General features: G+C 66.0%; 27 protein-coding genes, 4 tRNA genes and 1 pseudogene. 17 read left to right on the top strand and 15 right to left on the bottom strand.

Going from position 1 to position 25,886, the window contains the following annotated elements:
* Positions 1-309: 309 nt before the first annotated feature.
* Complete coding sequence (locus tag D3874_RS11050) at positions 310-2,247, top strand: hypothetical protein (protein WP_119778128.1); 1,938 nt, start codon at positions 310-312, stop codon at positions 2,245-2,247.
* Positions 2,244-3,833, top strand: coding sequence for a PEP/pyruvate-binding domain-containing protein (locus D3874_RS11045; RefSeq protein ID WP_119778127.1), 1,590 nt, complete (start codon positions 2,244-2,246; stop codon positions 3,831-3,833). Before D3874_RS11050 ends, D3874_RS11045 begins: the two co-directional genes overlap by 4 nt.
* 49 nt (positions 3,834-3,882) lie before the next feature.
* On the opposite strand, the gene D3874_RS11040 is transcribed toward D3874_RS11045, so the two are convergent.
* The 7 genes from D3874_RS11040 to D3874_RS11010 all read right to left on the bottom strand — a co-directional run bounded on the left by D3874_RS11040 (position 3,883) and on the right by D3874_RS11010 (position 10,214).
* Entirely contained in the window at positions 3,883-6,057 is a 2,175-nt protein-coding gene (locus D3874_RS11040; protein ID WP_119778126.1) for a copper-transporting P-type ATPase, read from the bottom strand.
* On the bottom strand, positions 6,054-6,674 hold the full coding sequence (locus tag D3874_RS11035; protein WP_233559910.1) for a methyltransferase family protein: 621 nt from the start codon (positions 6,672-6,674) through the stop codon (positions 6,054-6,056). Before D3874_RS11035 ends, D3874_RS11040 begins: the two co-directional genes overlap by 4 nt.
* A gap of 45 nt (positions 6,675-6,719) precedes the next feature.
* Entirely contained in the window at positions 6,720-6,947 is a 228-nt protein-coding gene (locus tag D3874_RS11030; protein WP_233559909.1) for a DUF2933 domain-containing protein, read from the bottom strand.
* Positions 6,948-7,106: 159 nt separating this feature from the next.
* A complete protein-coding gene (locus D3874_RS11025) occupies positions 7,107-7,640 on the bottom strand; it encodes a Spy/CpxP family protein refolding chaperone (protein ID WP_119778123.1) in 534 nt (177 codons plus the stop codon).
* A gap of 213 nt (positions 7,641-7,853) precedes the next feature.
* Positions 7,854-8,204, bottom strand: a complete 351-nt coding sequence (locus D3874_RS11020; protein ID WP_119778122.1) for a hypothetical protein — start codon at positions 8,202-8,204, stop codon at positions 7,854-7,856.
* 210 nt (positions 8,205-8,414) lie between these two features.
* On the bottom strand, positions 8,415-9,824 hold the full coding sequence (gene glnA, locus D3874_RS11015; protein WP_119778121.1) for a type I glutamate--ammonia ligase: 1,410 nt from the start codon (positions 9,822-9,824) through the stop codon (positions 8,415-8,417).
* A 51-nt stretch (positions 9,825-9,875) separates the two neighbouring features.
* Positions 9,876-10,214: a P-II family nitrogen regulator gene (locus tag D3874_RS11010; protein WP_109902171.1), complete on the bottom strand. Its 339-nt coding sequence runs from the start codon at positions 10,212-10,214 to the stop codon at positions 9,876-9,878.
* A gap of 250 nt (positions 10,215-10,464) precedes the next feature.
* Here D3874_RS11010 and D3874_RS11005 point away from each other — a divergent pair, with 250 nt between their 5' ends.
* Together D3874_RS11005 and D3874_RS11000 are read left to right on the top strand one after the other, a co-directional pair.
* A complete protein-coding gene (locus tag D3874_RS11005) occupies positions 10,465-11,634 on the top strand; it encodes an aminotransferase (RefSeq protein ID WP_119778120.1) in 1,170 nt (389 codons plus the stop codon).
* 39 nt (positions 11,635-11,673) lie between these two features.
* A tRNA-His gene (locus tag D3874_RS11000) sits at positions 11,674-11,750 on the top strand.
* Positions 11,751-11,815: 65 nt separating this feature from the next.
* Here D3874_RS11000 and D3874_RS10995 read toward each other — a convergent pair.
* The 7 genes from D3874_RS10995 to D3874_RS28505 all read right to left on the bottom strand — a co-directional run bounded on the left by D3874_RS10995 (position 11,816) and on the right by D3874_RS28505 (position 14,078).
* Entirely contained in the window at positions 11,816-12,145 is a 330-nt protein-coding gene (locus D3874_RS10995) for a type II toxin-antitoxin system RelE/ParE family toxin (RefSeq protein ID WP_119778119.1), read from the bottom strand.
* Positions 12,146-12,163: 18 nt separating this feature from the next.
* Entirely contained in the window at positions 12,164-12,391 is a 228-nt protein-coding gene (locus tag D3874_RS10990; protein ID WP_119778118.1) for a hypothetical protein, read from the bottom strand.
* Positions 12,392-12,581: 190 nt separating this feature from the next.
* Complete coding sequence (locus D3874_RS28515) at positions 12,582-12,884, bottom strand: type II toxin-antitoxin system RelE/ParE family toxin (protein WP_158595938.1); 303 nt, start codon at positions 12,882-12,884, stop codon at positions 12,582-12,584.
* 20 nt (positions 12,885-12,904) lie between these two features.
* Positions 12,905-13,177, bottom strand: coding sequence for a hypothetical protein (locus D3874_RS28510; RefSeq protein WP_158595937.1), 273 nt, complete (start codon positions 13,175-13,177; stop codon positions 12,905-12,907).
* Between the two features lie 128 nt (positions 13,178-13,305).
* The gene (locus D3874_RS10980) at positions 13,306-13,614 is read right to left on the bottom strand and encodes a type II toxin-antitoxin system RelE/ParE family toxin (protein WP_119778116.1); all 309 of its coding nucleotides are present in this window, start codon (positions 13,612-13,614) and stop codon (positions 13,306-13,308) included.
* 15 nt (positions 13,615-13,629) lie between these two features.
* The gene (locus D3874_RS10975) at positions 13,630-13,854 is read right to left on the bottom strand and encodes a hypothetical protein (protein WP_119778115.1); all 225 of its coding nucleotides are present in this window, start codon (positions 13,852-13,854) and stop codon (positions 13,630-13,632) included.
* 62 nt (positions 13,855-13,916) lie between these two features.
* Positions 13,917-14,078 carry a hypothetical protein gene (locus tag D3874_RS28505; RefSeq protein ID WP_158595936.1) on the bottom strand — a complete coding sequence of 54 codons (162 nt, stop codon included), beginning with the start codon at positions 14,076-14,078 and terminating at the stop codon, positions 13,917-13,919.
* A gap of 120 nt (positions 14,079-14,198) precedes the next feature.
* On the opposite strand from D3874_RS28505, the gene D3874_RS10970 reads away from it, so the two are divergent.
* The 11 genes and pseudogenes from D3874_RS10970 to D3874_RS10925 all read left to right on the top strand — a co-directional run bounded on the left by D3874_RS10970 (position 14,199) and on the right by D3874_RS10925 (position 24,317).
* Positions 14,199-15,212 carry a CorA family divalent cation transporter gene (locus D3874_RS10970; RefSeq protein WP_119778114.1) on the top strand — a complete coding sequence of 338 codons (1,014 nt, stop codon included), beginning with the start codon at positions 14,199-14,201 and terminating at the stop codon, positions 15,210-15,212.
* 9 nt (positions 15,213-15,221) lie between these two features.
* The gene (locus D3874_RS10965) at positions 15,222-15,776 is read left to right on the top strand and encodes a histidine phosphatase family protein (RefSeq protein WP_119778113.1); all 555 of its coding nucleotides are present in this window, start codon (positions 15,222-15,224) and stop codon (positions 15,774-15,776) included.
* The gene (locus D3874_RS31565) at positions 15,773-16,012 is read left to right on the top strand and encodes a hypothetical protein (RefSeq protein ID WP_338016707.1); all 240 of its coding nucleotides are present in this window, start codon (positions 15,773-15,775) and stop codon (positions 16,010-16,012) included. Before D3874_RS10965 ends, D3874_RS31565 begins: the two co-directional genes overlap by 4 nt.
* Positions 15,973-17,271, top strand: coding sequence for an NAD(P)H-hydrate dehydratase (locus D3874_RS10960; protein ID WP_338016706.1), 1,299 nt, complete (start codon positions 15,973-15,975; stop codon positions 17,269-17,271). The genes D3874_RS31565 and D3874_RS10960 overlap by 40 nt, the downstream gene beginning before the upstream one ends.
* 54 nt (positions 17,272-17,325) lie before the next feature.
* Positions 17,326-17,410 (top strand) — tRNA-Leu (locus D3874_RS10955).
* A gap of 23 nt (positions 17,411-17,433) precedes the next feature.
* Positions 17,434-18,753, top strand: coding sequence for a trigger factor (gene tig / locus D3874_RS10950; RefSeq protein ID WP_119778112.1), 1,320 nt, complete (start codon positions 17,434-17,436; stop codon positions 18,751-18,753).
* Positions 18,754-18,878: 125 nt separating this feature from the next.
* Entirely contained in the window at positions 18,879-19,520 is a 642-nt protein-coding gene (clpP, locus tag D3874_RS10945; RefSeq protein WP_119778111.1) for an ATP-dependent Clp endopeptidase proteolytic subunit ClpP, read from the top strand.
* A 287-nt stretch (positions 19,521-19,807) separates the two neighbouring features.
* A pseudogene (gene clpX, locus D3874_RS10940) lies at positions 19,808-21,072 on the top strand (ATP-dependent Clp protease ATP-binding subunit ClpX).
* A gap of 188 nt (positions 21,073-21,260) precedes the next feature.
* Positions 21,261-23,675, top strand: a complete 2,415-nt coding sequence (gene lon, locus D3874_RS10935; RefSeq protein ID WP_119778110.1) for an endopeptidase La — start codon at positions 21,261-21,263, stop codon at positions 23,673-23,675.
* Between the two features lie 182 nt (positions 23,676-23,857).
* Positions 23,858-24,130: an HU family DNA-binding protein gene (locus D3874_RS10930; RefSeq protein ID WP_119778109.1), complete on the top strand. Its 273-nt coding sequence runs from the start codon at positions 23,858-23,860 to the stop codon at positions 24,128-24,130.
* A gap of 112 nt (positions 24,131-24,242) precedes the next feature.
* Positions 24,243-24,317: transfer RNA gene (locus D3874_RS10925), tRNA-Val, on the top strand.
* An 8-nt stretch (positions 24,318-24,325) separates the two neighbouring features.
* Here D3874_RS10925 and D3874_RS10920 read toward each other — a convergent pair.
* Positions 24,326-24,967: a YopT-type cysteine protease domain-containing protein gene (locus D3874_RS10920; protein ID WP_158595935.1), complete on the bottom strand. Its 642-nt coding sequence runs from the start codon at positions 24,965-24,967 to the stop codon at positions 24,326-24,328.
* A 159-nt stretch (positions 24,968-25,126) separates the two neighbouring features.
* Between D3874_RS10920 and D3874_RS10915 the strand changes: the two genes are divergently transcribed.
* Both D3874_RS10915 and D3874_RS10910 read left to right on the top strand, forming a co-directional pair.
* Positions 25,127-25,203, top strand: a tRNA-Asp gene (locus D3874_RS10915).
* A 298-nt stretch (positions 25,204-25,501) separates the two neighbouring features.
* A complete protein-coding gene (locus tag D3874_RS10910) occupies positions 25,502-25,867 on the top strand; it encodes an NADH-quinone oxidoreductase subunit A (RefSeq protein WP_119778107.1) in 366 nt (121 codons plus the stop codon).
* Positions 25,868-25,886 lie beyond the last annotated feature (19 nt).

Genomic DNA, 25,886 nt, shown 5'->3' with positions numbered 1-25,886 from the left:
GTGACGGTACGATCGAGAAGCAAGCCTCTCGAGCCCCTTAACGTCGGACAGAACAGTTTCCTGCGTCCCACGTTCTGACATTTCAGATGATCTGGCCGCCCGCGGCAAGACCGCGTTGACATTATCCACACCAAAGTCGAACCCGCGCCTAGGGCGGGGCACCGGCCCAGCGGCTACCCGGCCGGCCGTTTCGAAGCGCCCGCCTTCGGCCAATATGACATTTATATGAATGACTTAACGCAATGCGCGGGGCACGCCTCCGGTGCATCAATCCGGCTTGTTGAGGTGTAAGCGCGGAGAGAGACGGCTGTGACGGTCAAGATCGACATCATCGAACGCCTGGGCGAGAGGGCGATTCTGCTGCCCACGCTGATCGGCGAGGCGCTGGGCGCCAACGATCGCATCAAGCTTCGCTTGAGCCTCCTTCAGGAGGCGGCCCGGCATGCCCAGGCGCCCGATCGCGCGGCCCGCGGTTTCGATGTGGAGTGCCGCGCCGCCGGGCTGGGCCAGGCGGCCCTGGACGGGCTGGTGGCCGAGGCGCGCCTGTTGGGGCCGGGACGCCTGTTCGCACCCGGCATCGGCGCCTTGCTGGCAGGGCTGGCCAGCGATGTCGAGGCGATGCTGGCCCCGCTCGAGGCGGCCGATGCCGCCGCCGCCCAGCCCCTGGCCGAGCGGGCGCAGGGCCTTGCGCAATCGATCCCGGCCGCCGAGGGCGATCAACTAGACCTGCGGGAGATCGAGCAACTGGCCGTGGCGACCCGAGACGGGCGCGACAGCCTCCACCTGCTGGTCATGGACCTGCACAAGGCGATCAACCGGCTGGCGGCCGAGACCGCGGTCGAAACCCTCGACGGGGCGCGGGTGCATGCCCTGGGCGACGCCGATCGCCGGGCCGTCAGGGCCTTCATGGCCGGCCTCAACCGTACCGCGCCGCTGGCCTTCGGCCATCCCGGCCTGGGCACCACGGCGGTGCGCGCCGGCGGCCGCCTTACCATCCAGAACGACATCGGCACCACCGACGCCCATGTCCTGGTCATCCACGTCGATCCGGGGGTGGTGACCGTCACCTATACCGACGTGCACCGGCCGCGGGCACAGTTCTTCATCTCGCTGTTCGAGGGGCAGGGGGTGGCCTGGAGCCCGCTGGCCGAGCAGCGCGGCGACGGGCTCAGCGAAGACATTTTCTATCTCGTCACCGGCCGCTACGCCGCCGCCGACGATACGGCGCTGGATCGGCTGCTGGCGTTCCTGGGCTCGCGGATCGTCTTCCTGATCGACTGGAACAAGGCCCGCAAGGCCCTGCAGATCTTCGTCGGCCGCAATGCCGCCATCAACCTGCTGACCTGGGCGGCCAAGGCGGACTTCGGGCACCGGGCCTTCCTCGACCTGGGCGGCAACGATCTCGTCTACGAGGCGGTGCATCGCACCGCGGCCGGCCGCATTCCCTATGGCGTGCGCCTCGACGAAGCGCTGGGCCTCGCCGAATGCACCGAGTTCTTGCAGCATGTCCTGCGCGATACCAGCCAGGGCCTGGCGGCGGGCCGTACCGCGCGCCTGATCCGCGACCAGATTCAGGCCGAACTCTCCCGCCGGTTCGAGACGGCGGAAAGCTCGGTGCTGACCGTGCTGGTGCGCCACCTCGGCCTGTCGCGGACGCTGGCCGCGGCGATCGAGGAGATGGTGTCCACGCCCGGCGCGGCGGCCCCGGCAGCCCGCCAGGCCCTGGCCCGGCGGGCCAAGCTGATCGAGGAAAAGGCCGACCGCCTGACCCTGTCGGCGCGGGAAATCTCCGCCCGGCTGCGCGAGGCGGGCATGTTGCGGCCAGTCATCGACGAGGTCGAAAACGCCACCGACTCGCTCGAGGACTGTGCCTTCCTGCTCAGCCTGCTGCCCGAGGCGATGGCCGTCATGCTCGGTGTGTCGCCGATCGTGCAACTCGCCGAGATCGTGACCGACAGCGTCGGCCAGCTCGTGCGTGCGGTCGAGGCCGCGTCGCGGCTGCCGCAGGGGCAGCGGGCGGACGCCCTGGCCTCGCTGCAGGCAATCGATGCGGTTACCACCGCGGAACGGCGCGCCGACGTGGCGGAACGCGAGGCGTTCGCCGCCTTCATGGCCGTGCCGCACGACGATGCCAGGGGGCTGGTGCTGGGGCTCGAGGTTGCACGCGGGCTCGAGACGGCGACCGACCACCTGTCGCATGCAGCGCTTTCCCTGCGTGACCGCGTACTCGAGGAGTTGTCGGCATGAGCGAGTTTGCCCCCTTATTTATCGGGATCCCCGGCACGGCCGATACCCTGTCGGTCGAGACGGCCGGTGCCAAGGCGACACAATTGTGGCGCATGAGCCGGCTGGGCCTGAACGTGCCGCCCGCCTTCGTCCTGCCGACCGGGCTTTGCGCGGCGATCAATCGCAACGAGACCGATGCGCTCGAGGCGCTGGAGCAGGGTCTGCGGGACGGGATCGCGCCGCTGGAAGCCGCGACCGGCCGGCGCTTCGGCGATGCCCGGGCACCGCTCCTGGTCTCGGTGCGCTCGGGTGCTGCCCAATCCATGCCCGGCATGCTGGAAACCATCCTCGATGTCGGGCTGAACGCCGTCTCGGTTCGCGGCTTGATCGCCTCGACCGGCAATCCGCGCCTGGCCTGGGACAGTTACCGCCGCTTCATCCAGATCTATGGCGAGGTGGTCGAAGGCGTGCCAGCCGCGGCCTTCGATGCCGCGCTCGCCGGCATGATCAGCAGCGAAGGCGTCGACGGCGAGAGCAGTTTGGACTCCGAGGCCTTGGAACGGCTGACCCACGAGTTCCAGGCGATCGTCATCCGCGCCGCCGGCCACCCGATCCCGGACGATCCGATGGCGCAACTCTCCGCGGCGGCACGGGCCGTCTATCGCTCGTGGGACGGGGCGCGGGCCAGGGAATACCGGCGCCTGAACGGTCTCGACAATCTGGCGGGCACCGCCGTCACCGTGCAGGTGATGGTGTTCGGCAATGCCGGCGGCAAGTCCGGTTCCGGCGTGGCCTTCTCGCGCAATCCGGCCACCGGCGCCAACGAGCTCTACGTCGATTTCCTGTTCGATGCTCAGGGCGAGGATGTCGTCGCCGGCCGGCGCATGCCCGGCGATGCTGCCCTGCTGGCCGCGCGATTGCCCGGGCCGGCGCAGGCGCTGGCTGCCGGCGTCAAGCGCCTCGAGCGGGAATTCCACGATATCCAGGATGTCGAGTTCACCGTGGAGGAGGGGCGCCTGTTCTTCCTGCAGACCCGCTCGGCCAAGCGGACACCACGTGCCGCGCTGCGCGTGCTGGTCGACCTGGTCGACGAGGGCCTGCTCGACCGGGCCACGGCGCTGGCAAGGGCCTCGGCGGTTGACGTTGCTGCTGCCGGCACCCTGCGCTTCGCGACCAGGCCGGCGGCGATCGCCCGGGCGATATCGGCGTCGCCGGGGGTGGCGAGCGGGCGCATCGCCTTCGACAGCGCCAGTGCCAAGGCCCGTGCCTCGGGCGGGGACCCGGTCATCCTGGTCCGCCACGACACCTCGACCGAGGATGTCGGGGGCTTTGCCGTGGCCGCGGGGATATTGACCGCCGTCGGCGGGCGCACGGCGCATGCCGCGGTCGTGGCCCGGCAGCTCGGCCGGGTCTGCCTGGTCGGCTGTCATGAACTGACCATCGACGAGACCGGCCGCCGCGGCGAGATCGCCGGCTTGGCGATCGAGGACGGCGACTGGCTGTCGCTGGACGGCGAGAGCGGCGAAATCGCCCTGGGCCGGCAGGAGATCGTCACGGACTTGCCGCAAGTGGAACTCGCGGCGATCGACTCCTGGCGGCAGCCCTGAGCCGGACGGGGAGCCGGCAGTTTGTGCGCCTGGCGGCTCCCCTTGTGTTCTACAGGCGTGCCCGGCGCAGCCGCAGGGCATTGGCGATGACGCTGACCGATGAGAGCGCCATCGCCGCCGCGGCGATGACGGGCGAGAGCAGCAGACCGAAGGCTGGATAGAGCACGCCGGCGGCGACAGGCACGCCGGCGGCGTTGTAGATGAAGGCGAAGAACAGGTTCTGGCGGATATTGCTCATGGTCGCGCGACTGAGCTGGCGCGCCCGCATGATACCCTGAAGATCACCTTTCAACAGGGTAACGCCGGCGCTTTCGATCGCCACGTCGGTGCCGGTGCCCATGGCGATACCGACATCGGCCGCGGCCAGGGCGGGCGCATCGTTGACGCCGTCGCCGGCCATGGCGACGATCCGCCCCTCCTGGCGCAGCCGCTCGACCACCTTGGCCTTGTCCTCCGGCAGGATTTCGGCCTCGACCTCGTCGATGCCGAGCCGGCGGGCCACCGCCTGCGCCGTGGTCTTGTTGTCCCCGGTCAGCATGACCACGCGGACCCCGGCACCCTTGAGTGCCTGGACGGCGGCGGGGGTCGTGGCCTTGACCGGGTCGGCAATGGCGATGAGCCCGCCGAGGCTCCCGTCGATGGCCACGAAAATCACGGTGGCGCCTTCGCCGCGAAGCCCTTCCGCCGCCGCCGTCAGGGCGGTAAGCACGACGCCTGCCTCCGCCATGATGCGATGGCTGCCGATGACCAGCTTGCGGCCGTCGACGCTGCCGGTCACCCCCTTGCCCACGGGACTGTCGAAGTCCTCGGCGTGCCCCAGGGCAAGGTTGCGCGCCTCGGCCGCGTCGACGATCGCCGCGGCGAGCGGGTGTTCACTGCCGCGTTCCAGGGTCGCGGCCAGCCGCAGCAGCTCGTCCTCGGCGATGCCGACCGCTTTCAGTGCGGTAACCTTGGGCTTGCCTTCGGTCAGCGTGCCGGTTTTGTCGACCACCAGCGTGTCGATTTTCTCGAAACGCTCCAGGGCCTCGGCATTCTTGATGAGCACGCCCAGCCCGGCCCCGCGGCCGACGCCGACCATGATCGACATCGGTGTCGCCAAGCCCAGCGCGCAGGGGCAGGCGATGATCAGCACCGCCACCGCGGCAACCAGGCCATGGGCGAAGCGCGGCTCCGGCCCCCAGATGCCCCAGGCGGCGAAGGCGAGGACGGCGATCGTGATGACCACCGGGACGAACCAGCCGGAGACTTCGTCGGCGAGGCGCTGGATCGGTGCGCGCGAGCGCTGGGCGTCGGCCACCATGCGGACGATCTGCGCCAGCATCGTATCGCGGCCGACCTTACCTGCCCGCATGATGAAACCGCCGGTCTGGTTGAGGGTACCGCCGATGAGCTTGCTGCCCACTTCCTTGGCGATCGGCATCGACTCGCCGGTGATCATGGATTCGTCGACCGAACTGCGGCCATCGATCAACTCCCCATCCACCGGCACCTTCTCGCCCGGGCGGACGCGAAGACGGTCGCCGACCGCGACAGCTTCGAGCGCCACATCCTCGTCCGTACCGTCGTCGCGGACCCGGCGCGCGGCCTTGGGGGCCAGGTCGAGGAGCGCGCGGATGGCGCCGCCGGTCTGCTCGCGGGCGCGCAACTCCAGCACCTGGCCGAGCAGCACCAGCACGGTGATGACGGCGGCGGCCTCGAAGTAGATCGCCACGGCGCCGTCGGCGGCCCGGAAGGTCGCGGGGAATATCCCTGGTGCGGCGGTGGCGACGACGCTATAGGCCCAGGCGACGCCCGTGCCCATGGCGATCAACGTGAACATGTTGAGATGACGGGTGACGAGCGACTGTCCTGCCCGGACGAAAAACGGCCAGCCCGCCCAAAGCACCACCGGCGTTGCCAGCACGAGTTGGAGCCAGTTCGAGGCTTGCGCGCCGAGCAACATGTGCAGGTTGGTGAGATGGCCGCCCATCTCGAGCGCGAGCACGGGCAGGGCGAGGACGAGGCCGATCCAGAACCGCCGCGTCATGTCGACGAGCTCGGCGCTCGGCCCGGTGTCGGCGGTCACCACTGCCGGTTCGAGCGTCATGCCGCAGATGGGACAATTGCCGGGCCCGATCTGCCTGATCTGCGGGTGCATCGGGCAGGTATAGACGGCGCTTGGCGCCGCCACCTCGGCCCCGGCCGGTTTGCCGGGGGCCTTCGCATGGGTGTGGTGGTCGTTCATGGGGTCGGACCTCCTGAATGGGTGTTTGCAGCCCGGGCATGGCCCTGGCTTCGGGGAATGAAGGCGGGTGTCGCGCGGGCATAGCTTTCCCAGGCGGTGCCGAATTGGGCCTGTGCGGCCGCTTCTTCCCGCTTCGCCAGGCGGATGTAGAACCACACCAGTATCGGGAACATGAAGAGTGTCACCAGGGTCGGCCATTGGAACAGGAAGCCGGTCATGATGATGACAAAGGCGACGTATTGGGGATGGCGGACATGGGCATAGGGGCCGCTCGTGGCGAGGCGGCGGTCGTGCTGGGCCTTGAAAAGCACATGCCAGCTTTTGGCAAGCAGCCAGAAGCCGCCGAAGATCAGGATATTGCTGACGAGATGGAAGAGCCCGAAATGCGGGTTGGCGCGCCAACCGAACATGGTTTCGAGCAGATGCCCCGCATCATGGGACCAGAAATCCACGCCCGGAAACTGGCGCCCGAGCCAGCCCGACAACAGATAGATGGTCAAGGGAAAGCCATACATCTCGGTAAAGAGCGCGAGGATGAAGGCCGAGAAGGCGCCGAGCGAGCGCCAGTCACGTGTCGTTCGCAGCCTGACGAAACTCGCCGCAAACACGATGAACACCGCCGAGTTGACGATGACCAGGCCCAGAGGCCGTAGGCGGCAGGTTCAGTCATTGCGCCTGTCCTCCGCCATGGGCGAGGGCCCCTTGTTGCCGGTGTGTCGGCCATGGCCCTGGTGGCCGTGGCCGTGGTGCATGAAAAGGTGCATCAACGGGCAGGCGAGCAGAAGCAGATAGGGCAGATACCCCAGGACATGGACTCGATGCTCGGAGAAGACAAGGAAAGCGGCGATGAGCAGGAACCCGATGGCGACCAGGGCACCCGCGATCGCCAAAAAGGCAATGGTGGGGTTTCGGGAGCTGTTCCGCCGTTGCGGTGCATGGGGGAGGGGCTTGATCAGCGTAGGATTTTTGGGTCATTGCCTGTTACTCCGGATTGTCGGTGTCGATCGGGACCGGCGCGGCAATGGGCCGACAGCGGTCCCGCGCATCGCCTACATGGGGCCCATGGGGGCCGGCATGAGCAGCTTGTCGGCTGTTTGCCTCTGGCTGTCGTCGAGGGCCGCATAAAGCGGCTGCAGCGCTGCCTTCAACTGGCGCAGGGAATCGAGGCGGGCGGCGAGCATGCGCTCGTGGCTTTCGATCCGTTGCAGCAGCGTCGGCGATGCGGTGCCCGGCGCCGGCATCATCGCGCCTTGCATTTCCATCATCATGCCGGCCATGGCGCGCGTGTTGGCGCGGATCGCTTCGGCAAAGGCGTTCCAAAGCGGGCGCTGGGCATCGGTAACCTTGAGTTCGGCCTCGAGGAATGCGATCCGTCCCTCGATGCGATCCGGCGCCATCATCGGCTCCATCATCGACATCATCATGCCGGCGCCCATCATGCCGGGGCTGGCGCCGGGTGCCGGCGAGGCGGCGGGAGGGGTTGCAGGCGTTCCGCCGCCCGGATGATGGGCGTCTTCGGCAAAGGCCTGGGTGGTGGTCAGGAGCAACGCACCCACGGCAATCAGTTTACGCAGTGTGGTCATGATGTGGTTCTTTCGTTGATACCGAAGCGGACCGGGCCGCCGGCTGGTGATCGGAATGCCTCGCGCCGAGCGCTGCCGTCATCCGGCGCGGGAAATTGCAACGATTCATGATCGAGTCCCCGCGTCGCCGCCGGCGTTACATGCCGACGGTGTGACCGCGCTCATCGCTGTGAGGTGCGCATGGGCCTGGGCCGACGCCTGAAAAGGCGCCGATCAGGCCGGATCAGGCCAGGGTTCGAGGGGGGCGAGTGTGGGCGGAATCGCCAGGCCGCGGGCGACTTGGTCGTACCGGGCAAAATGCTGGCCGACACCGGCGAGCACGACGTCGATCGCGCTCGCATCACCGGTCGCCGGGGCGGAAACACCGCAGGCGTTACTGCAACAGGCCTGGTGGCCGTTGGTGTGAAAGTCGCCTTGGGCGGCATCGCGGCTGCTCGCCACTTCGGGCTGCAAGCCTTCCGCGCTGACGGCATGTTGGTCGCTGGTCCGTTCGAGGCAAGGCCTCGCGTGGACGGCGGCCACGGGCGCAACGAGCAGCGCCATTGCGACCAGAACGGCCAGCAACGCCCTTACCCGTTGAAACGCTCGCCGCGTCGAAATCATGAGCCCGCATCCGCTGGCAGGGGGAACTGTCACCAGAAGCCATCGCTTTACGGCCGCCACATTGATTCACGTCAAGCGCACGCTCAAACAGGACGGCCAGCCGATGCCGCGGGCAAAGCAAAAGGGCCGGCGTCGCCGCCGGCCCCCCATCGTCGGATCCGATACGCAGGATCAGGCGGTGTAGTACATGTCGAACTCGACCGGGTGCGGCGTGTGTTCGTAGTTGTAGACCTCTTCCCACTTCAGGGCGATGTAGGCGTCGATCAGGTCGTCGGTGAACACGCCGCCCTTGGTCAGGAACGAGCGGCCCTTGTCCAGGGCTTCCAGCGCTTCGCGCAGGGAGCCGCAGACGGTCGGGACCTGGGCCAGTTCTTCCGGCGGCAGGTGGTACAGATCCTTGTCCATCGGCTCGCCGGGATGGATCTTGTTCTGGATGCCGTCGATGCCGGCCATCAGCATGGCCGAGAACGCCAGGTAGGGGTTCGCCAGCGGATCGGGGAAGCGCACTTCGACGCGCTTGGCCTTCGGGCTGGTGCCGTAGGGGATACGGCACGAGGCCGAACGGTTGCGGGCCGAGTAGGCCAGCAGCACGGGGGCCTCGAAGCCCGGAATCAGGCGCTTGTAGCTGTTGGTGGTCGGGTTCGTGAAGGCGTTGATTGCCTTCGCGTGCTTGATGATGCCGCCGATGTAGTACAGGCAGGTGTCCGACAGGCCGGCATACTTGTCGCCGGCGAAGGTCGAGTTGCCGCCCTTCCAGATCGACTGGTGGACGTGCATGCCCGAACCGTTGTCGCCCTTGATCGGCTTGGGCATGAAGGTCGCGGTCTTGCCGTACTGATAGGCGACGTTCTGGACCACGAACTTGTAGATCTGGATGAAGTCGGCGGCGCGCACCAGGGTGGTGAACTTGATGCCCAGCTCGTGCTGCGAAGCGGCCACTTCGTGGTGGTGCTTCTCGATCGGCAGGCCCATCTCGCCCATGACCGACAGCATCTCGCCGCGCATGTCGTTCAGGGTGTCGACCGGCGGCACCGGGAAGTAACCGCCCTTGACCGCGGGACGGTAGCCGAGGTTGCCGCCCTCGAAGGACTTGTCGGTGTTGTAGGGGCCTTCGATGTCGTCGATCTCGTACGAGACCTTGTTCATCGCGACCTTCCACTTGACATCGTCGAACACGAAGAACTCGGCCTCGGGGCCGATGTAGACGGTGTCGCCCAGGCCGGTGTAGCTGACATAGGCCTCGGCGCGCTTGGCGACCGAACGCGGATCGCGGCTGTAACCTTCACCGGTCGCAGGCTCGAGAATGTCGCAGAAGATCACCAGCGTGGGCTGGGCACAGAAGGGGTCGATGACCGCGGTCGCCGGATCCGGCATCAGGATCATGTCCGACTCGTTGATCGGCTTCCAGCCGGCGATCGACGAGCCGTCGAACATGGTGCCGTCGGTGAACAGGTCCTCGTCGACCACGCTCTCGTCCATGGCCAGGTGCTGCCACTTGCCCTTGAAGTCGGTGAAGCGCAGGGAGACGTACTTGATCCCCTTGTCCTTGATAAGCTGTAGGACGGTCTTGGCGTCTGACATGGTCTCAGATCCCGGTTGGTGGTTGGTTCAAGAAACTTGGGTGGTTGGAAATCAGATTGCATCCGTGCCGGTTTCACCGGTGCGGATACGGATAGCCTGCTCGACGGGGCTGACGAAGATTTTTCCATCGCCGATTCGCCCGGTCCGGGCGGCCGTCTGGATGGCCTCGATCGCGCGGTCGACGAGATCGTCTTCCAGCACGATTTCCAGCTTCACCTTGGGCAGGAAGTCGACGACATACTCGGCACCGCGGTAGAGCTCGGTATGGCCTTTCTGGCGCCCGAAGCCCTTGGCCTCGGTCACCGTGATGCCCTTGAGCCCGACTTCGTTCAGCGCTTCCTTCACTTCGTCGAGTTTGAACGGCTTGATGATCGCCTCGATTTTTTTCATCGCACCTGAATCGCCTTGGCAGGTTTGGACGGCCTGAACTGCCGCCACGCTTCATATGCACGGGGCGTGCCAACGGGAGGTGGTCATCGATTTCGAGTACGCCTCAGAGCAGAACGGGCAGGTCCCAGACCCGCGCTGTCTAAATTGTGGGCGGACTGGCTAAATTTTGTGCAATTTGGGGGCCTTGTGCGCGAGCATTCGGGCATAAGACCCCGTGGAAGGCGATTTGCCGCGACGCTATGATCCGGCCATGAAAGCGCTCAACCCTCATTTCGCGTCCCTGGGGACGACCATCTTCACCGTGATGTCCGCCCTGGCGGTCGAGCACGATGCGATCAACCTGGGCCAGGGCTTCCCCGACGAGGACGGGCCGGCGGATCTGCGTGCGATCGCCGCCGGGGCCGTGGCCGACGGTCCCAACCAGTACCCGCCGATGATGGGGGTGCCGGCGCTGCGCCAGGCGGTGGCCGATCACGACCGGCGCTTCTACGGCCTCGACTACGACTGGCGGACCGAGACGCTGGTGACCTCGGGCGCGACCGAGGCGCTGGCCGCGGCCCTTTTCGCCCTGCTGGCGCCGGGCGACGAGGTGGTGCTGTTCGAACCGCTCTATGACAGCTATGTGCCGATCATCCGTCAGGCGGGTGCCATCCCGAAGTTCGTGCGCCTGTCGCCGCCCGACTGGTCGATCCCGCCCGGCGCGCTGGAGGCGGCCTTCGGCCCGCGCACCAAGCTGGTGCTGTTCAACACCCCGATGAATCCCACGGCCAAGGTGTTCACCGGCGCCGAACTGGAGCGGATCGCCGGCCTCGCCCGGGCGCACGACGCCTATGTCCTGTGCGACGAGGTCTACGAGCACCTGGTGTTCGACGGCCACCGCCACCTCGCCATCGCGACGCTGCCGGGCATGCGCGAGCGGACGGTGCGCATCGGCTCGGCCGGCAAGACCTTTTCCTTCACCGGCTGGAAGGTTGGCTATCTGTCCGGCCCGGCCAGCCTCATCGGGGTGATCGGCAAGGCCCACCAGTTCCTGACCTTCACCACCCCGCCCAACCTGCAATTGGCGGTGGCGGCGGGCTTGAACAAGGACGACGGTTATTTCGAGGGGCTCGGGCAGAGCCTGGCCGCCAAGCGCGACCGCCTGGCCGAGGGCCTCCAGGCGGTGGGCTATCGAACCCTGCCTGTGGAAGGCAGCTATTTCGTCACGGTCGATATCACCGGCGTGGGGCCGGCGCTCGACGATGCCGAGTATTGCAAGTGGCTGACCGCCACGATCGGTGTCGCCGCGGTGCCGGTCAGCGCCTTCTACGCCGATGCCGACCCGCCCCGCCACCTGATCCGCTTCTGCTTCTGCAAGCGCGACAGCGTGCTCGACGCGGCCATCGAGCGTCTGCGCATCGGCCTCAAGGCTGCGGCTTGACGGGGCGGGACGGGCGGCGTATACGCATCGGCCTCTGTGGCGGGCGTAGCTCAGTTGGTTAGAGCGCCAGATTGTGGCTCTGGAGGTCGCGGGTTCGATCCCCGTCGCTCGCCCCATGGATTTCAGTGATTTAGCGAAATGCCCGCAATATGCGGCGTTCATCCCTGTTCTCGGATGGGCGTTAATCCGAGTCGTCTTCGGATGGCCGAAAAATGAAACGGGGTAGATCGCGGGAGCCGTGGATCACGCGCCAGACGAAAATGCCGTCACCGTCAGGCAGGGCCTCAAAGAAAATCGCATATCGGAAGACGTTCACGCGGCGAGGTCGCCCTGTATGTTCAGGGCGTTCCCGATAGAGAAAAGGGTTATCGGCCGCCCGATACATGGTCTCGAAAATGCGTGCGAGAACAGCGTCGGCAATCTCGGGACCAGCTTGCCCGGCGAGACGGTCCCAAATCGCGTCGAGGTCATGGCGAGCGCTCGCGGAACGGATGACGCGGGGCAGCACCATGTTTGCGCGAGAGGCTGATTATCGCTTGGCGTTGAAGCGCTCGCGGGCCTCGCGCAGGAACACTTGCAGAGGCTCCAGTGGCGCAAAATCGCCCCGTGCCCGATCCTGGTGCGCCTCCTCGAGCATCGCGCCGATTTCGTCATGCCGGGAGGCAAGAAGCCGATCCATCTCCTCCTCGGAGACGGTATCTTCGAGGATGGCCTCGACGGTGCCTTTTGCGATCGGCTGTTTGGCGTGACTGGTCATATCCGCAGCATACCACATGGTTTGCCCTTTCGAAGGGGAACTCGCTTTTTCGACCTGCTGCTTGCCCCATAGATTAAATTTGACTGCTGTCTGCCGACCGGAGCCGCGACGTTACCGCAGCGGGCATTCTCTGCCTTTCGCCTCGGGGCAGCGTTTTAATTGGATGAGCCCGATCGTCGAGGTCTGGCGCCTAGAGGATGCTCTGGAGATCACGCCGCGTATCGACGATCCGGCGAATGACGATGAGATCCTCCGCTTCGCGGTACTCGTAGATGATGACCCACGGCTTCACCACCGAGGCGCGGAGTTCGATGCCGTCGATCGTGCCTTGCACGCGGCCCATGTTTGGCAGAAGCGCGATCAGGTCGATTCGCTGAAGGATACGATTGATCCACCGGGCGGCGACCAACAAGCCGGCTCGCCGAACAAGGCGATCCTCCAACGCGTCGAGATCGATCTCGGCGGTCGAGAGATAGGCGACCTGACGCTGCACCGGCTGCCTCGAATAGTGCCCTAGGTGCTCGTGGCGCGGCGGCGACGGTACTTTTCGACGAAGTATGCTCGCAATTCGGCAGCCGTGCCCTGGCGATACTCGCCGCGGGCGTAAGCTTCGCCGCCTTCCCGGAGCGAGGCGGCAAGGGCCTCGTGATTGCGGACAAACCAAGCATCAATCTCGTCGGCGCCGGGCATCGGCCCCAGGCCATCATCGAGCACGCCGCTCTCGAGCTCGTCGATCACGTCGAGCGCTTCCCGAATTTTCGCGATGTCCGGCTTGGCGGTAGTCATGAGCGTGATCATACCCCGCGCCGGCCGGCCGTCAAATCGGCCTGGCCAGAGTGCCCGCACTCGCGGGTGACTTCGGCCCGTCCCGAGTCACCGACGCCCGAAAAGAGGCCAGATACTATTCGTCGGCGCTATGGAGCGAGGTATTGGTTGTAGTAGTCGGTGCGAACGACCCGGTGAACCAGGATGAGGTTCTTGTCCTCGACGTCCTCGTAGATGATGTACCAGGCATCGACAACAGTGAAGTAAAGGGTTGCCCCGTCGATGTCTGTGCGCTGCCGGCCGACACCAGGGGCAAAGGCCACAAGGTCGATCCGGCGGGCGATTTCGTTCAGTTTGCGCTCGGCGACGCGTTCACCGTTATTGACCCGGATGCGGCATTCTATGTCGATGAGGTCGAGTTCGGCCTCAGGCAGCAAAGTAACCTGACGTTGGGCCATATACCCGAACTGTGCTCAGGTTTTGGGGCGACGACGGGACTTTCCGATGAGGTCGGTAACGAGCTCGGCCGCCGTTCCGACCCGGTAGTTGCCCTGGGCAAGAAACTTCCTGCCGGCGCGAACCGACTGCACGAGCATGTCGCGGTTGCGCTCGACGAAGGCGTCGAGCTGGGCATCTGCCGCAGCCGCGTCGATCTGTGCCCGGAGATCCGCGATCTCATGCTTGGTGGTCGTGGCCATGCGCCAATCATACCCCGCGCCGGCCGGCCGTCAAATCGGCTTGGCCGGCGGCATCGTCGCGGTCAGCGATAGTGGCCCCAGTAGCCGCCACCGTAGTAGTGCGGGCCTTCGTAGACGTAGCGATGGTAGGGGCGCTCGTCGTAGACGACGCAGCCGCTGAGCGTCGCCGTCAGCAGGGCCAGGGCGACCATGGCGCCCAGGCGTCGGCGAATGATTCGGTTCATGAGCAATGCTCCTCGAAACCACCTGCCTGCCCGTGCTAGTGAAACGGGCGGGGCGAGGCGTTCCTGCGCCTGCAATATGTCGGATCGGGCTCGCCTGGTTGGCTGAGGGTATCGCGCATCATGGTCGAGCTCGCCCGCAATCCCTTCGTTGAACTGCCGGAGCGGCGCGACGGCATCGTCTTCGCCTACCAGTTCGTCGACGGCAAGGGGCAGCGGCTGCTGGGTTGGCCGGCGGTCGAGGCCGCCCTGCGGAGCGACGACGGCTTCGTCTGGGCGCATCTGGACCTGTCGGTGCGCCGCGCGCGCGACTGGCTGGCGCAGGCCGCGGTCATCCCCGAGGATCTGCGGCCCGAAATGGGGGCGAGCGACGTGCGCACCCGCCTGGAACAGCATCGCGGCACCCTGTTCGGCGTCTTCACCGACATGCAGTACGACATCGATCCGGACCTGACCGAGATCTCGACGGTGCGCATTTTCGGGGCCGAGCGGGTGGTGGTCAGCGCCCGGCGGCACCCGTCGCGATCGATGGACCGGCTGCGCCGGGAAATTCACGGCGGCATGACCTTGCGCGGCGCCGCCGATCTGGTGTCGACCATGCTCGCCTACCTGGCCGAAACGGTGGAAATGGCGGTGGTGGAACTCATCGTCTCGCTCGACGAGATCGAGGACCGGCTGCTCGAAGGCCGCAGCAGCAGCGCCCGGGAAGACCTGGGCGCCGTGCGCCGCTTTGCCGTGCGGCTGCACCGCCACCTGGCCTTGAACCGGCGTGCGGCCTTCCAGGTCTGCGCCCGGCCGCCGGCCTTCTTCGACGAGGAGGATGGGGTCGACCTGCGGGAAGCGGTCGAGCAACTGGGCGCGGTGGTCGACGATCTCGCGTCGGCCCAGGAGCGGGCCAAGCTGCTCTATGAAGAGATGGCGGCGCAGCAGGCCGAACAGGCCAACCGCAACCTGCTGATCCTGTCGGTGCTCACCGCGGTGTTCCTGCCGATGACCCTGGTCACCGGTGTCTTCGGGATGAATGTCGCCGGCCTCCCGGGGCTCGAAGATGTCCATGCCTTCTGGTGGACCATGCTGGGCATGGGCGTCGTGGGCCTGGTCGCCTTCCTGGGCCTGCGCCGGCTCAACATCTTCTGAGGGGTTGTGATGAGTATGGTTCCCTTCGTCCTGATCCGGCACGGCGAGCAGAATGCCGGCTGGGATGTCGATCGCGATCCGGCCCTGAGTGCCGCGGGCGTCGCCCAGGCCCAGGCCATGGCGCAAGCCCTGGGCGCGGTCGACGGCCGGGCCCTGGTGACCAGCCCGCTGCGCCGGGCGCGCGAGACCGCGGCGGCGGTCGAGGCGCGCTGGGGTTTGCCGGCCCTGGTCGAGCCGCGCGTCGCCGAGCTGCCGTCGGACGGGCTGGACCTCAAGGAACGTGGGGCGTGGCTGCGGGGCGTGCTGGCAGGCAAATGGTCGGCGCAGCCGGCCAACCTGGCCGATTGGCGCGCGGGGATTCTCGATCTTCTGCGGGACCTGCGCCGGCCGACCGTGATCGTCAGCCATTTCGTGGTGATCAACGCGGTGATCGGCCACGCCATCGGCGACGACCGGATCATGCCGGCGATTCCCGACCATTGCTCGATCAACCGCTTCGTCCTCGATGCGGGGGAGATCCGCCTGGTCGAGCTGGGTGCCCAGCGCGAAAGCCTGATCGGATGAGGCCTGCCCTGCCGCTCGACCTGCTGACGGTCGCGCAAATGGCGCAGGCCGACCGGCTGACGATCGAGGGCGGCATTCCCGGCATGGTCTTGATGGAGAATGCCGGCTTCGCGGTGACCGAGGCGATCCTGACCCACGGGTCGCCGCGGCCGACGGTGGTCCTGTGCGGCCCGGGAACAACGGCGGCGACGGTTGGGTGGTGGCGCGGCGCCTGGCCCAGGCCGGCTGGGATGTGACGGTCGCCAGCCTGGTCCCGCGGGAGGCGCTGACGGGCGACGCGGCGGCGATGGCGGCGCAATGGACGGGGCCGGTCGCGGCGCTGGCACCATCGATGCTCGACGGGCGCGCCCTGGTGGTCGATGCGCTCTTCGGGGCGGGGCTGGCCCGGCCGGTCGATGGCCCGGTGGCGGCGGTGATTGCGGCCTGCGGCGCGGAACGCCGGGTGGTGGCGATCGACCTGCCCAGCGGCATCGCCGGCGATACCGGCGCCGTCCTGGGGGCCGCCTTCGAGGCCGACCTGACGGTGACCTTCTTCCGCAAGAAGCCCGGCCACCTGTTGTTTCCAGGCCGCGCCCATTGCGGCGAGGTGCTGGTCGCCCAGATCGGCATCGACCGGGCGGTGCTCGACACGATCGGCCCGCAGCAGTTCGAGAATGGCTTGGGCCTGTGGGCCGGTGCCTTTCCGACCTTGCGCGCGGACGGCCATAAATATCAGCGTGGCCATACCCTGGTGCTCGCCGGCGGGCCGCTGAACACCGGCGCCGCCCGCCTGGCGGCGCGGGCGGCGCTGCGGGTCGGCAGCGGGCTGGTGACCACGGTGGCCGGCGCGGAAGCGGCCCGGGTTATCGCCGGCCACCAGACGGCGGTGATGGTCGAGGCGGCCGAGGGCCCGGCGGAATTCGCCGCCCTGCTGGCCGACAAGCGGCGGAATGCGGTAGTGCTCGGGCCCGGCGCCGGCCTGCACCCCGGCCTTTTCGATGCCAGCAAGGCGGCCCTGGAATCGGGGGCTGCGGTCGTCCTGGACGCCGACGCCCTGACCATGGCCGCCGGCCAGGCCGACCGCCTGTGGGCCGCCCGCAGGGGGACGCTGGTCCTCACCCCGCATGACGGCGAGTTTGCCCGGGTGTTTCCCGGCCTGCTGGGCGGTTCGCGCGCCGAGCGGGCCCGGGCGGCGGCGGCGGCCAGCGGCGCCGTGGTTCTGCTGAAAGGAGCGGATAGCTGCATCGCCGCACCCGACGGCCGGGTCGCGATCAACACCAATGCGCCGCCCACCCTGGCCACGGCCGGCTCGGGCGATGTCCTGGCCGGGGCGATCGGCGGGCTGCTGGCCCAGGGCATGCCGGCTTTCGAGGCGGCCTGCGCCGGTGCCTGGCTCCACGGCGCGGCGGCGGAAGGCTTCGGGCGGGGGCTGATCGCCGAAGATTTGGTCGAGCGATTGCCCTTGGCGCTCCAAACCGCGGAAAAGCACTTGCGGGGCAGGGGGTCGGCGGGCTAAATCCCGCATCCACCATAGGTCGCGCCAGCCATTGCGGGTGCGATGGTTACCGCTGCGGGCGTGGTGGAATTGGTAGACACGCCAGATTTAGGTTCTGGTGACGCAAGTCGTGGGGGTTCAAGTCCCTCCGCCCGCACCAGATAGATCCCGGAAGAAAGAGCGATGAACGTTACCGAGACCGCCGTTGACGGCCTGAAGCGCGAATTTCTGATCAGCATCGGCGCGGCCGACATCGACGCCGAAGTGCAGAACCGCCTCAAGGACCTGTCCACCAAGATCCGCATGCCCGGCTTCCGCCCCGGCAAGGTGCCCCTCAGCCTGGTCTCCAAGACCCATGGCGACGCCGTCTTCGGCGAGGTGCTGCAGCAGAAGGTCAACGACTCGATCCAGTCGACCCTGACCGAAAAGAACCTGCGCCCCGCGGTCGAGCCCAAGGTCGAAGTGACCAAGGCCGGCAAGGGCGAAGACCTCGAATACAAGCTGGCGCTGGAAGTGCTGCCGGATTTCGAGCCTGCCGACATCAAGGACGTGACGCTGGAGAAGCTGGTCGCCCCGGTGGATGACCAGGAAGTCGAGACCATGCTCAAGGGTTTCGCCGACCAGCGGAAGGATTTCGAGGTCGTCGAGGGCAAGGTCGCCGAGACGGGCGACTCGCTCACCATCAATTTCGTCGGCCGGGTCGACGGTGAAGTGTTCGAAGGCGGCAGCGCCGAGGCCGTGCCGCTGGAAATCGGCTCGGGCCGCTTCATCCCCGGCTTCGAGGACCAGCTCCTCGGCGCCAAGGCCGGCGACGCGGTGACCGTGAACGTGACCTTCCCCGCCGACTACGGCGCCAAGGAACTGGCCGGCAAGGACGCCGTGTTCGACGTCGAGGTGAAGGAAGTCAAGGTCGCGAAGGAAGCCGCGATCGATGATGAATTCGCCAAGGGCTTTGGCCTGGAAAGTCTCGAGGACCTCAAGAAGGCCATGCGCGAGCAGATCGAGCGCCAGCACGGCCAGCTCAGCCGCCAGCGCCTGAAGCGTGACCTGCTGGATGCCCTGGCCTCGCGCCACGACTTCCCCGTGCCCCAGGGCCTGGTCGACATCGAGATCGAGCAGATCGTCCGCCAACTTGGCGAAGGCGAGGGCGAGGAAGCCCCGTCGGACGAGAAGAAGGCCGAGATGACCATCGAATACCGGCCGATCGCCGAGCGCCGCGTGCGCTTGGGCCTGTTGCTGGCCGAGGTCGGCCGCCGCAACAAGGTCGAGGTGAAGCAGCAGGAGATCGAGCGGGCGATCATGGAAGAAGCCCGCCGCTACCCCGGCCAGGAGCGGGAAGTGGTGGAGTTCTTCCGCAAGAACCAGAATGCCCAGGCCCAGCTCCGCGCGCCCATCTACGAGGACAAGGTGGTCGACTTCATGCTGGAGCTTGCCCAAGTCACCGAACGTGGCGTTTCCTTGGAGGAACTCCAGCGCGACCCCGACGAGTCGGCGGCCGCCTGAGATACGGCAATCTCGAATTAGATTGCCGACGTCTTGAAAAAGCGCAGCGCCGTCGACAGATGCTCATCATCGGTCGGCGGCGTGGCGCTGGTGATGAGCCTCGCGAGGGGCGGGAGAGCTGAGGCATGATCAAGGATCCGTACGAATTCACCATGAACACCCTGGTCCCCATGGTGGTCGAGCAGACCGCGCGTGGCGAACGGGCCTTCGATATCTATTCCCGCCTGCTGAAGGAGCGGATCATTTTCCTGGTCGGCCCGGTCAACGACATGGTGTCGTCGCTGATCACCGCCCAGTTGCTGTTCCTGGAAGCCGAGAATCCCAAAAAGGATATCGCGCTCTATATCAATTCGCCCGGCGGCGTCGTGACCTCGGGTCTCGGCATCTACGACACCATGCAGTACGTCAAGCCCAAGGTCTCGACCGTGTGCTTCGGCCAGGCCTGCTCGATGGGGTCGCTGCTGCTGGCGGCGGGGGCGCCCGGCATGCGCATCGCCCTGCCGAACTCGCGCATCATGGTGCATCAGCCTTCGGGCGGGGCCCAGGGCCAGGCAACCGATATCGAAATCCAGGCGCGTGAGATTCTCGCCCTGCGCAAGCGGCTGAACGAGATCTATGTCGAGCACACAGGGCAGGCGGTCGAAAAGATCGAGCAGGCCCTGGAGCGCGACAACTTCATGACGGCCGAGCAAGCCAAGGCTTTTGGCCTGATCGACCAGGTCTACACGGCCCGTCCGGACCCGGAAGCGGACAAGGCGGCTGCCTGACGAATGGCGGTCCGATCGCGAGGTCGGACCATTTTCGGTGTGATTGTTTACCGCTAAGCAAGAGCTTAGGGATTAAACATCACTTGATAGGCAGCCATTGACCATGCTCGTATCGATGCATGGATGGCACCGGCACGGTGCCTGACTCGGCGCCTCGTAAGGGCCGAGCTGTCGCCGCGCCACGAAACAGGCGCTTCTCGGCGCCCGATGCCTCGTCGGACAAAGGTCTTGTGCAGCGCACAAATTGCCTTTTACGATGACTCGTCGGGGATTGGGATGGAGTGAAGATGACCAAGCTCAGCGGCAGCGACTCCAAGAACACCCTTTACTGCTCTTTCTGCGGAAAGAGCCAGCATGAGGTGCGCAAGCTGATTGCCGGCCCGACCGTGTTCATTTGCGACGAATGTGTCGAGCTGTGCATGGATATTATCCGCGAGGAGCACAAGAGCTCGCTCGTGAAGACCCGTGACGGGGTGCCGACACCGCAGGACATCTGCCGCGTGCTGGACGATTATGTGATCGGCCAATCACACGCCAAGCGGGTTCTTTCGGTCGCGGTGCATAATCACTACAAGCGGCTCAGCCACGCGACGAAGAGCAACGACGTCGAATTGGCCAAGTCGAACATCCTGCTGGTCGGTCCCACGGGGTGCGGCAAAACGTTGCTGGCCCAGACGCTGGCCCGCATCCTGGACGTGCCCTTCACCATGGCTGATGCCACCACCCTGACCGAGGCCGGCTATGTCGGCGAGGACGTGGAGAACATCATCCTGAAGCTGCTGCAATCGGCCGACTACAACGTCGAGCGGGCGCAGCGCGGCATCGTCTACATCGACGAGGTCGACAAGATCAGCCGCAAGTCCGACAACCCCTCGATCACCCGCGACGTCTCGGGCGAGGGCGTGCAGCAGGCCTTGCTGAAGATCATGGAAGGCACGGTCGCCAGCGTGCCCCCCAGGGCGGCCGCAAGCATCCCCAGCAGGAATTCCTGCAGGTGGACACGACCAATATCCTGTTCATCTGCGGCGGCGCTTTCGCCGGGCTGGAACGGATCATCGCCGGCCGCCGGCAGGGCAAGTCGATCGGCTTCGGCGCCGAGGTGAAAGGCCCCGACGACCGCGGCACGGGCGAGATCCTGAAGGATGTCGAGCCCGAGGATCTGCTGAAGTTCGGCCTGATCCCCGAGTTCGTCGGCCGTCTGCCGGTGATCGCGACCCTGAACGACCTCTCCGAGGAAGCGCTGGTCGAGATCCTGTCCGCCCCGAAGAACGCGCTGCTGAAGCAGTATCAGCGCCTGTTCGAGATGGAAGACACCAAGCTGACCTTCTCGGAAGACGCCTTGAAGGCCGTCGCCCGCAAGGCGATCGCCCGCAAGACCGGCGCCCGCGGCCTGCGCTCGATCATGGAGCAGATCCTGCTCGAGACCATGTTCGAACTGCCGGAACTCGACGGCGTCGAGGAAGTCGTGGTCAATGCCGAGGTCGTGGAAGGACGCGCGCGCCCGCTCTATTCCTACGCGGAACGGCGCGAAGACAAGGCCAGTGGTGCCTGACAGGGCAGCCATACGCGCCCGCGGTGACGCCCCTCTTGAACCGGGGCGTCACCACCCTCATTTCGTTAACTATTCGAGCTGCGGTGTCGGTTTTGGCATCTCAGGGAGAAGCCTGTCCCCCTACGGGCGATCAGGTCGGTGCCTCGGCGAGGGCTGGCCTGGAATCGGCCCATCCAGAAAGACAGATCATGAGCAAAACCATCGACCCCGGTTCTGCCGCCGTCTACGCGGTGCTGCCGCTGCGCGATATCGTTGTCTTCCCCCACATGATCGTGCCGCTGTTCGTCGGTCGCGAAAAGTCGGTGAAGGCGCTCGAGGATGTGATGAAGGACGACAAGCAGATCCTGCTCGTCGCCCAGCGTAACGCCGGCCAGGACAATCCGACCGAGAAGGACATCTATGAAGTCGGCACCGTCGCCTCGGTGCTGCAACTGCTGAAATTGCCCGACGGCACCGTGAAGGTGCTGGTCGAAGGCGGCGCGCGGGCGCGCATCACCGATTTCGTCGAGAACGATGCCTTCTTCCAGGCCCGTGCCGTCACGGTCGAGGACGAGGAAGGCGACAAGCGCGAGATCGATGCGCTGGCCCGTTCGGTCGTCTCGCAGTTCGAACAATATGTGAAGTTGAACAAGAAGGTTCCGCCCGAGGTCCTGGTTTCGGTGAACCAGATCGAGGACGCGTCCAAGCTGGCCGACACCGTGGCCTCGCACCTGGCGACCAAGGTCTCGGACAAGCAGGACGTGCTGGAAATCATCAAGATTTCCGAGCGCCTGGAGAAGGTCTACGGCCTGATGGAAGGCGAGATCGGCGTGCTGCAGGTCGAAAAGAAGATCCGTAGCCGCGTGAAGCGCCAGATGGAGAAGACCCAGCGCGAGTACTATCTGAATGAGCAGATGAAGGCCATTCAGAAGGAACTGGGCGAGGGCGAGGAAGGCCGCGACGAGGTCGCCGAGATCGAGGAGCGGGTCAAGAAGACCAAGCTGTCGAAGGAAGCGCGCGAGAAGGCCGCCGCCGAGATCAAGAAGCTGCGCTCGATGAGCCCGATGTCGGCCGAGGCGACGGTGGTGCGCAACTACCTCGACTGGCTGTTGTCTATTCCGTGGGGCAAGAAGTCCAAGGTCAAGAAGGACATCCGCGAGGCCCAGAAGGTGCTCGACGCCGATCACTATGGCCTGGACAAGGTCAAGGAGCGGATTCTCGAGTATCTCGCGGTCCAGCAGCGGGCGACCAAGGTCAAGGGCCCGATCCTGTGCCTGGTCGGCCCGCCGGGCGTCGGCAAGACCTCGCTGGGCAAGTCGCTGGCCAAGTCGACCGGGCGCCAGTTCATCCGGATGAGCCTGGGCGGCGTGCGTGACGAGGCCGAGATCCGGGGCCATCGGCGCACCTACATCGGCTCGATGCCCGGCAAGGTCATCCAGGCGATGAAGAAGGCCAAGGCGTCCAACCCGCTGTTCCTGCTCGACGAGATCGACAAGATGGGCCAGGACTTCCGCGGCGACCCGTCGTCGGCCCTGCTCGAGGTCCTGGACCCCGAACAGAACTCGACCTTCGCGGATCACTACCTGGAAGTCGACTACGACCTGTCGGACGTGATGTTCGTGACCACGGCCAACAGCCTGCGCATGCCGCAGCCGCTGCTGGACCGCATGGAGATCATCCGCATCGCCGGTTACACGGAGGATGAAAAGGTCGAGATCGCCAAGCGGCACCTGGTCGAGAAGCAGATCGAGGCACACGGCCTGAAGAAGGGCGAGTGGGCGATCGAAGACGAGGCCCTGCGCGATCTGGTGCGTTACTACACCCGTGAAGCGGGCGTGCGTAACCTGGAGCGCGAGCTGGCCAACCTCTCCCGCAAGGCGATCCGCGAGATCCTGCAGGACGGCGTCAAGTCGATCACCGTGACCTCGGCCAATCTCGAGAAGTACGCCGGCGTGCGCCGGTTCCGCTTCGGCGAGATCGAGGCCGAGGATCTGGTCGGCATCGTCACCGGCCTGGCCTGGACCGAGGTCGGCGGCGAGTTGCTGCAGATCGAGGCGGTCATGCTGCCCGGCAAGGGCAAGATGACCATCACCGGCAAGCTGGGCGACGTGATGCAGGAAAGCGTGCAGGCGGCGGCCTCCTATGTCCGCAGCCGGGCCGTCTCCTTCGGCATCAAGCCGCCGCTGTTCGACAAGAGCGACATCCACGTCCACGTGCCGGAGGGGGCGACCCCGAAGGACGGGCCGTCGGCCGGTGTCGCCATGGTAACCTCGATCGTCTCGGTGCTGACGCAGAATCCGGTGCGGCGCGACATCGCCATGACGGGTGAGATTACCCTGCGTGGCCGGGTGTTCCCGATCGGCGGCTTGAAGGAGAAGCTGCTGGCGGCCCTGCGCGGCGGGATCAAGACCGTTCTCATCCCCAAGGAGAACGAGAAGGACCTGGCCGAGATCCCCGACAACGTGAAGGCCGGCCTGGAAATCGTGCCGGTCGCCACGGTCGACGAGGTCCTGGCCCGTGCCCTGTCGCGCCCGGTCGAGCCGATCGAATGGTCGCCCGAGCCGGAAACCAAGCCGGCGACGCCCGAGGCCAAGCCGGAAGTCGACACACTGGTTACGCACTGATAGGCCAGACATGACCGGCGCCACCGTCGTCGCAAAGACGACGGTGGCGCTTTCTTTTTGCCCCTGCGAACGGCGGAAATCCTTGGTTTTTTGTTTTGACGGGCCTAGGTCGCGCTTCTACACTCGCGGCGATTCCGGCGGGCGTTTCGGCCGGAGCAACAACCTCAATAAAGGGGGCGAGTGTGAACAAGAACGACCTGATCGCGGCTGTGGCCGACGCGGCTGAACTTTCAAAGGCGGATTCCGGCAAGGCCGTCGATGCCGTGTTCGAGGCGATCACCAAGGCGCTGAAGAAGGGCGATGATGTTCGTCTGGTGGGCTTCGGGACGTTCGACGTCGTGAAGCGTGCCGCCTCGGAGGGCCGTAACCCCCGCACCGGCGAGAAGATCAAGATCCCGGCGTCGACCCAGCCCAAGTTCCGTCCGGGCAAGGGTCTGAAGGACGCCTTGAACTGATGTGACCGATGCCCATGCCTGGCCAGGCATGGGCGATGTCTGCCGGCCGCGCTCGACTTTCGGCGCGGCCGGTGCCATTTCTGGGCCAAGCCGGCAGGCTGGCCACGACGGCGGGCGATTAGCTCAGCGGTAGAGCGTCTCGTTTACACCGAGAATGTCGGCGGTTCGATCCCGTCATCGCCCACCATCCCGCCGTCAGAAATCGGCGCCGGTGCGACGCACCGATTCGATGATCAGGCCGTCGCTGGTGTAGAAGGTGGCGATTTCCTCGATCATCGCCTTCGCGTCCCGGGGCGAGCCGACCAGTTCGCCGATATTGGGATCGAACAGGTGAGTCACCTGCATATGCATGTTTTCCGACTGTGACTGCAGGGTCGTGGCGCCGGCGATGGCATGGCCGCCCTGGCCGTTGGCGAAGCGCAGGCTCCACGAGATGGCCGAGCCGATGCCGGCGATGTCGCGCATCATCTGCTGGATGATCTGGTCGGGCGTCTGTTCGATCGGATTGCCGGGAATCAGGTCGTGGGGCATCCGCATGATCGTGGTCTTCTCGGGATCGTAGGCCAGGCCTAAGCGGGCGCCGGCGATGCCGCGGCTGACCACGGGGCCGAACTGGGCCCGGTCCTTGGAATACTTCCGCTGATGATCCATGGCCTCCTTGAACAGGTCCTTGGCTTTCAGCGCCGCGATTCGCTCAGGGGGCGGCTGCTGCGGATTCTTGTGCATCAGGTAGAGCCAATAATCGCTCAAGGCGACGCAGATACCCTCCAGCAGATCCTTGTCCGTGGTCGACTGCTTCAGCAGCCGGTCCTGTGAATAGGGGTATTTCTTGTACATTCCCGCCCTCTGCGTGCCGCCGTCGGGTGCGCCGATGCCCGATCTACAATGCCCCCAAACGTCGATCGCAGCCATGATCGCCGTCACGCTTTCGATGGCGCTCGAAGATGCTTGACACCCATCACCCATCGTCATAAACAAGCCGCCTTCGCTGGCTAAGCGGATGTAGCTCAGTTGGTTAGAGCGCCGGCCTGTCACGCCGGAGGTCGCGGGTTCGAGCCCCGTCATTCGCGCCATCGCGAAGCAACTCAAAGGCCGCCTTCGGGCGGCCTTTTTGTTGTGCCGGGCCGCCAGTTGCGACTCACTCGCGGCAATTTCGACTTTTATGTCAATGCCATGGGCTCATGCGTTGCGCTGCGATAAGACGCAGCGCTTTGCGCTGGACCGATCACTTTCTTTGAGCTAATCCGCTGCCTATACTCCTTCGGTCGACGGGGTTGGTGGTTGTCGCGGTGGCGGGCTGAACGGCGCGTCGCCATGGCGTCAAGTGCTTCCGATCCCGCCGTCCTTATCCTCGCGCTTGACGGGTCTCCCATGGACGAGCTGCTCAGGGAATATCTGCCGATCCTGATTTTTCTCGGGGTCGCTCTTGGTTTGTCGATCGCGATGATCGTCGCGTCGCTGGTTGCCGGTCAGCAGAAGCCGGATGCCGAGAAGCTCTCGGCCTATGAATGCGGTTTCGATGCCTTTTCCGATGCACGCGGCCGGTTCGACGTGCGCTTCTACCTGGTGTCGATCCTGTTCATCATCTTCGACCTGGAAGTCGCCTTCCTGTTTCCCTGGGCTGTGTCACTGGGCGCCATCGGCACCTTCGGCTTCTGGTCGATGATGGTGTTCCTCGGCGTGCTGACCGTCGGCTTCATGTATGAATGGAAGAAGGGGGCCCTCGAATGGGAGTGATCACCTCTCCGGCGGCGGA

The organism is Oleomonas cavernae, from assembly GCF_003590945.1.
In the GTDB taxonomy this organism is placed as follows: domain Bacteria; phylum Pseudomonadota; class Alphaproteobacteria; order Zavarziniales; family Zavarziniaceae; genus Zavarzinia; species Zavarzinia cavernae.
Note: the sequence above shows the minus strand (reverse complement) of the source record. Positions and strands in the feature narration are given on the sequence as shown.